The following is a 6,642-nucleotide window of genomic DNA, read 5'->3' as shown; positions in this document are numbered from 1 at the left end:
TAAAACGCTCCGAAAACCTCATCAAAAGTTGATCATTGCACCTTTTCCTGATTCCGTAAGTCGAACGGACAATTTTTTCTTCGATTCATCGCCTCAAACCCGCTTGACAAATGCGATCGCTTCTTAACTTGTCACGAATGGCTGCGGTAGGACTCCGCCACTGATTGCGGCTACAGACAAATAATAATTGTTCGCGATACATAGCGACTAAATACCAACTCTAGCAAAATGGTAGGGGCAATGTCTTGTCTCGCGCTCGTCGGGAAACAAGACATTGCCCCTACCATTTATGTTATGTAAGTCCGATTAACTGAAACTAAGCTCCAACTTTTGCAGTCGAACGTTGTTTACGACGACCGACTGGTGCAACACCATTACTGGCACCTGCACCAACAGGAACATTAGCTTTATTTGCAGTAGAGCCATCTTCAGGCGTTTGCATCATCAAGACTAGCAGCGGACGACTTTGCAATTCGCGACGTACTAGACGTTGCAGTGCAGATTCTAATTCGGTCTGGAGTCCAGCCCAGTCTACATCAAGCTGACCAGATTCAAACGTACGGGCAAACCTGTCCCAACGATCGATCAAACAATTTTCGATGGTCTTTTGGATCAACGCTGCAATCAGCGATTGTTCGACAGCAGTGACGACACCCCGCAGATTAACCTGTGGCTTGACCATCATTTTACCATCGAGTCCGATCGCCAGGGCAACAGTCACTACACCGTCTCCGGCGAGCTGTTTACGTTCTTCCATTACCTGTGCTTGGTCGTGGACGATTCCGGCGTTGTCTACTAGTTGGATTCCTGACGGAACTTTACCAGCTTTACCGATGCTATTTTCAGTCAGTTCGACGATATCACCGTTATCGATGATTACCATATTCTCTGCTGGAATGCCAGTGCTTTGAGCGGTTTGGGAGTGCTTGATCAGCATCCGGTGTTCGCCGTGAACTGGGATAAAGTATTTAGGACGAGTCAGGCTCAGCATCAGCTTTTGATCTTCCTGACAACCATGTCCAGAAACGTGAATCCCTTTATCGCGTCCGTAGATGACGTTAGCACCCTGCATCATCAATTTATCGATGGTGTTGACTACAGCGATCGTATTGCCTGGGATTGGGTTAGCTGAGAAGATAATGGTATCGCCTTTGCGAATCCGTACTTGGCGATGTTGACCGTTGGCAATCCGTGTCATCGCTGCTAATGTTTCACCCTGGGAGCCAGTGGTGAGCACTAGGACTTTATTATCGGGAAGATGATTGGCTGATTGGAGCGGCTCGAACACGTCATCGGGACAGTTGATATAACCCAGGTTCCGAGCGTGAGCGATCACGTTGAGCATCGATCGACCGACCACACAGACTTTACGATTGTACTTCATGGCGATCTCGATCGTCATGTTGATCCGGTGCACGGATGATGAGAAGGTAGTCACCATCACTCGCCCAGGAGCTTGAGAGATAAATCGGTCGAGATTGGGAAATACCGAACGTTCTGATGGGGTGAAGCCAGGTATTTCGGAATTAGTGGAGTCACTGATCAGACACAAGACACCTTTTTCACCATGTTCGGCCAGTTTGGCGTAGTCATACGCTTCACCATCAACTGGAGTATGGTCGAATTTGAAGTCTCCGGTATGGATGACGACACCTACAGGAGTATGCAGTGCAACTGTAAAACTATCGGCGATCGAGTGAGTGTTCCGAATAAACTCGACGAAGAAGGATTCGCCAATTCTGACGATATCACGCGGTGCGACTGTTTTGATTTTGGTGCGATCGGCAACTCCAGCTTCTTCTAATTTACCTTGCAATAGTGCCATCGCCAAGCGAGGACCGTAGATGATGGGGATGTCAAATTGCTTGAGGTGATAAGGAATCCCACCGATATGATCTTCATGTCCGTGAGTGACGATCATTCCTTTGATCTTGTGCTGATTTTCCCGCAGATAAGTCATATCTGGCAAGACAATATTAATCCCGTGCATTCCATCTGTAGGAAAAGCCAATCCTGCATCGAGTAGTAAAATCTCGTCGTTAATTTCAAAGACGCAGGTATTTTTACCTATTTCATGTAAACCACCCAATGGGATAATTTTGAGCGTAGGTTCGTTAGGATTTTTGGCGATTGTCGGTACTGTAGATGATTTGATAATTGGACGCATTTAGATAAACTTAGATAATTTGGATTATTTTTAGAAAAAACTGATGATTTCGATCGATTAACTATTCCTGGTTTAACTCTGGAGCGTTGTTTTTCCCACTAGTTAAGATTGAAAAACTATAGGTGCGATCGCAGCGATCTCGATTCGGTTCGTTCGCAATGACTGCTATTCAACTGTGATGAGGTTAACGATAGCAGTAGTTCTACGGCTCTATCTCCGATCGCGAATAGATAATACTGTCTGGTAAGACTATGCACTAGAAATTTGCACTGGCTATTATTAAACTAACTGAATATTTGTTATTAGAGCTGATAATACTAGGACTTACGCTTATTATCAACTTTAAACTTATTGCGCTCGAACAGGATTAAATCGGTTAGATTCACACAGCTTATGTTACTAACTTGTCACATTATAACTTAGTGGCTTCTAAGCTGGTTTATACTTTTGCCTCATTACTCTAGTTGTATCACAATATCGGCGATGGGTCAATGAATCAACGATCGATTATTGATTATACTTGTGTTTGCCGTTGGCGTAACCTGTGATGATGAAAATTCAATTAGTCCCTGTTGTTGGAGTAACTGTTCAAGCAAAGGCAATAGTTCGATCGGTAATTCACACAAAGGTAGTCGAAGCCCACCAACTTCCCAACCTTGCAATTTCAATGCTGCTTTGATTGGCATTGGATTGGGTGCCATAAATAACCCTTTGAATAGGGGTAGCATTTTAATGTGCATCTGAGTGGCGAGGCGATTATTACCAGACTCAAATGCAGCAATCATCGCTTGAATTTCATTCCCAACTAAATGACTAGCAACGCTGACTACTCCAGTCCCACCGACAGCCAGAAGCGGCAATGTCAAAGAATCATCACCTGAATAGATTGCAAAGTCTGGTGGTGTCAGGCTGCGAATCTGACTAGCTATGTCTAAATTGCCTGTGGATTCCTTGATGGCGACAATTCCATCTAACTGAGCTAACTTGCCAACTGTCTCAGGTTCTAACTGCTGTCCAGTCCGACCAGGGATATTATAAAGTATCATTGGCAGGTCGCAAGCCGACGCGATCGCGGCGAAGTGCTGATACAAACCAATTTGGGGTGGTTTATTGTAGTAAGGCACTACCTGTAAACTTCCATCTACTCCTAGTCTAGCAGCTTTTTGGGTAGCTTCGATCGCTTCACTGGTAGAATTCGACCCAGTACCTGCAATTACTTTAGCTCGACTGGCTACAGCTTTTTGGACGACTTGAAAAAGTTCGTATTCTTCATCCCAACTTAAAGTCGGTGATTCGCCTGTGGTGCCACATACCACAATCCCATCCGAACCATTTGCGGCTAAATGCGCTGCCAATCTCTCTGCTTCAGCATAATGAACATTGCCTTCTTTATCAAAGGGCGTGACCATTGCCGTGATGACTCGTCCAAAATCGATTGTCATGGGGTAGAGGGTAGAGGGTAGAGGGTAGGTAGTCTGTAGGGGGTAGGGAGTCTGTAGGATATATTGAGTCCTGGGCATGGGATTAGAGAACGGACGCTTGCGTCCAAATTGACAATTTCCTAATGCCCTACCTCTACCCTCTACCCCCTATCTCCGTTTGAGCCAATTTTTCTCAATCAATAACTCAGCAATTTGGACGGCATTGAGAGCTGCACCTTTGCGGATTTGGTCGCCGCAGAGCCACAATTCCAACCCATTAGGATGGGAAATATCTTGACGAATCCGCCCGACTAAGACCTCATCTTTGCCAGAAGCGTCGATCGGCATCGGGAAATAATTATTACTCCAGTCTTCGACCAATTTTACACCAGGAGCATGGGCAAGGATCGATCGAGCCTTGTCTGGATCGAACGGGGTCGCAAATTCGAGGTTAATCGCTTCAGAATGGGCGCGCAGCACTGGCACTCGGATACAGGTAGCCGTAACGCGTAGATCTGGCGTACCAAAGATCTTGCGAGTTTCATTGACCATTTTCATTTCTTCTTCACAATATCCATGTTCGTCGATCGGGGTATTGTGAGGAAATAAATTAAATGCTAGAGGATAGGGGAAAATTTCGGGCTTGGGTGTTTTCCCGTCCAAGATATCGCGACTTTGGCTTTCCACTTCCGCCATTGCTCTGGCACCTGCACCACTGGCTGACTGGTAAGTAGCCGCTACGATGCGTTGAATCGGCTGGATCTGGTGGAGGGGATAAATTGCGACAGCCATTAAAATGGTCGTGCAGTTGGGATTGGCGATGATGCCCTGATGATGAGCCGCTGCATCTGGATTGACTTCAGGAATGACTAGTGGCACATCGGGACGCATCCGAAAGGCACTGGAATTGTCGATTACTACCGCTCCAGCCGCGACAGCCACAGGAGCTAAAGCTTTGGAGGTGGAACCGCCAGCAGATGCCAGGACGATATCGATGCATTCAAACGAGCGATCTCCCACTACTTCTACCGTAATTTCCTCACCTCGAAACTTTAACTTTGTACCTGCGGACTTGGGTGAGGCAAAAAGTTTGAGTTCGGCAATTGGAAAATTGCGACTTGCGAGTAGTGCGATTAATTCTGTACCAACGGCACCTGTCGCTCCTAAAATAGCAACGCGATATGAATTGGACAAGAAAACTGCCTCCACTGATACTAAATAGTTGTAAAGCGATCTGGGACAACACTGTCCGAACAAAACCTAATTTTACTCTGGCTGCGCGACTTAGCGACCTTTTACCGGAAAAACTGTAGGTCCGATCGAATCTCCATCCTGATGGATATGTCAGTTGAGGATTTGAAATACTTAATCTTTAAATACTTAATACCGAACGGCAATGTACTATCATCAAATAGGTGAATCGTGCAGACAAACATCGCATCCATCAAAGTGATGCGACTATGATGACCAGATCCAGGTAGAGAATTTGCAATTCGACTTATCTCAGAGCAAGCTACCCTCGATCGTCATACCAATATTAGGTTTAGCATATCATAATTACGCGATTTCCCAGCCCCTCAAATATCATCATTGACTGTTGTTAGATATACATACCATGAAAGTTACCCAGGAAAAACTCGAACAAAGCCGGATTGGTTTACAGATTGAAGTTACCGGAGACCAAACGACTAAATATTACGAACAAGCAATCCGCAAACTGACCACCAGTGCTAACATTCCTGGGTTCCGCAAAGGAAAAATTCCTCGCCAAGTAATTTTACAACGGATGGGTCAGTCCCAGATTAAGGCGATGGCTCTCGAAGCTTTGCTCGAACCAGCAATCAATGAAGCAATCAAACAAGAGACAGTTCCCGCCATCGGTAATTACCAGATCTCATCCAATTTTGACGACCTACTCCAAACTTATGTCCCTGGACAGACTTTGACTTTTAGTGCTGTAGTAGATGTGCCGCCTGTAGTGACTTTGGGTACTTATACCGGATTGGCTGTCAAAGCTGAGGAAGTCGTCTACGATCCCGCCCAAGTCGAAGATTTCATCGATCGCCAACGCCGCGAAAAGGCGACAATTATTCCAGTAGTCGGTCGAGCGGCCCAACTCGAAGATATTGCCGTAGTTGACTATAGTGGCAAGCTAGCAGACGGTACTGCCATCGACGGTGCTCAAGCTGAGGACTTTGATATCGAACTCTCAGAAGGGAAATTTATCAGCGATCTCGTGCATGGTATCGTTGGGATGAGTGTCGGCGAAACTCGCAATGTCAACGTTGTCTTCCCTGAAGACTACCCCCGCGAAGAATTGGCCGCTCAAGCCGCGATTTTTAACGTTGTCCTCAAAGATCTCAAAGAGCAGGAATTACCCAGCTTAGACGACGATTATGCCAAGGAAGCTAGCGATTTTGACACGCTGGCTGAGTACCGAGAATCGATCGTCACTCGGTTCCAAGAACAAGCCAAAAAATCTACCGACCAGAATATCATCGCGGCGATCGAAACAGCCTCGATCGATTTCGTTGAGGCAGATTTGCCAGAAACACTGATCGAACGGGAAACGATGAATATCCTCAACCAAATGGCTAATCAGTTTAGTCAATACGGAATGGACGTCAACCAACTCTTCACCCGCGAAACAATTCCCAAAATGAAGGAGAATTGCCGTACTGACGCAGTTAAGAATCTCAAACAGCAACTGGCGATCGCCGAAATTGCTCAAAAAGAAGGTATTGTTGTCACTGACGAAGAAATCGTGGCAAAAATGTCTGAGGTTCTGCCCCAATTAGCTGGTGAGAATGTCGATGAAAATCGCCTCCGTAGCTATATCACTGAGGATCTCCAAAAGGAGAAGACCTTGGAATGGCTCAAGGAACGCGCTCAAGTAGAATTAGTACCTGAAGGCTCCCTAAAACCAGCCGATGAGGATGAAGATGAAGATGCCGCCGCCGCAGGTGAAGCTGAAGCGATCGACATCATCGCCGAAGCAGTAGCTGAATAGAGCGATCGAGCGTACAGCTATCTCAGTTAGTTAGTGAAGTCTTA

Annotated in this window: 4 protein-coding genes; 1 reads left to right on the top strand and 3 read right to left on the bottom strand. The window is 46.0% G+C overall.

Going from position 1 to position 6,642, the window contains the following annotated elements; all coding sequences use genetic code 11:
• Positions 1-316: 316 nt before the first annotated feature.
• The 3 genes from ACEW9J_RS14740 to ACEW9J_RS14730 form a co-directional block, all read right to left on the bottom strand.
• The gene (locus ACEW9J_RS14740; RefSeq protein WP_373545862.1) at positions 317-2,167 is read right to left on the bottom strand and encodes a ribonuclease J; all 1,851 of its coding nucleotides are present in this window, start codon (positions 2,165-2,167) and stop codon (positions 317-319) included.
• A gap of 488 nt (positions 2,168-2,655) precedes the next feature.
• On the bottom strand, positions 2,656-3,609 hold the full coding sequence (gene dapA, locus ACEW9J_RS14735) for a 4-hydroxy-tetrahydrodipicolinate synthase (protein ID WP_373545861.1): 954 nt from the start codon (positions 3,607-3,609) through the stop codon (positions 2,656-2,658).
• A gap of 147 nt (positions 3,610-3,756) precedes the next feature.
• Entirely contained in the window at positions 3,757-4,782 is a 1,026-nt protein-coding gene (locus ACEW9J_RS14730; protein ID WP_373545860.1) for an aspartate-semialdehyde dehydrogenase, read from the bottom strand.
• Positions 4,783-5,203: 421 nt separating this feature from the next.
• On the opposite strand from ACEW9J_RS14730, the gene tig reads away from it, so the two are divergent.
• The gene (gene tig, locus ACEW9J_RS14725; protein WP_373545859.1) at positions 5,204-6,598 is read left to right on the top strand and encodes a trigger factor; all 1,395 of its coding nucleotides are present in this window, start codon (positions 5,204-5,206) and stop codon (positions 6,596-6,598) included.
• Positions 6,599-6,642: the final 44 nt, after the last annotated feature.

Source organism: Chamaesiphon sp. (assembly GCF_041737865.1).
In the GTDB taxonomy this organism is placed as follows: Bacteria; Cyanobacteriota; Cyanobacteriia; order Cyanobacteriales; family Chamaesiphonaceae; genus Chamaesiphon.
This window is presented reverse-complemented; position numbering and strand designations above follow the sequence as displayed.

Coding starts and splice junctions, on each gene's coding strand:
- ACEW9J_RS14740 (WP_373545862.1), bottom strand. CDS start 2,167: ATGCGTCCAATTATCAAATCATCTACAGTACCGACAATCGCCAAAAAT.
- dapA (WP_373545861.1), bottom strand. CDS start 3,609: ATGACAATCGATTTTGGACGAGTCATCACGGCAATGGTCACGCCCTTT.
- tig (WP_373545859.1), top strand. CDS start 5,204: ATGAAAGTTACCCAGGAAAAACTCGAACAAAGCCGGATTGGTTTACAG.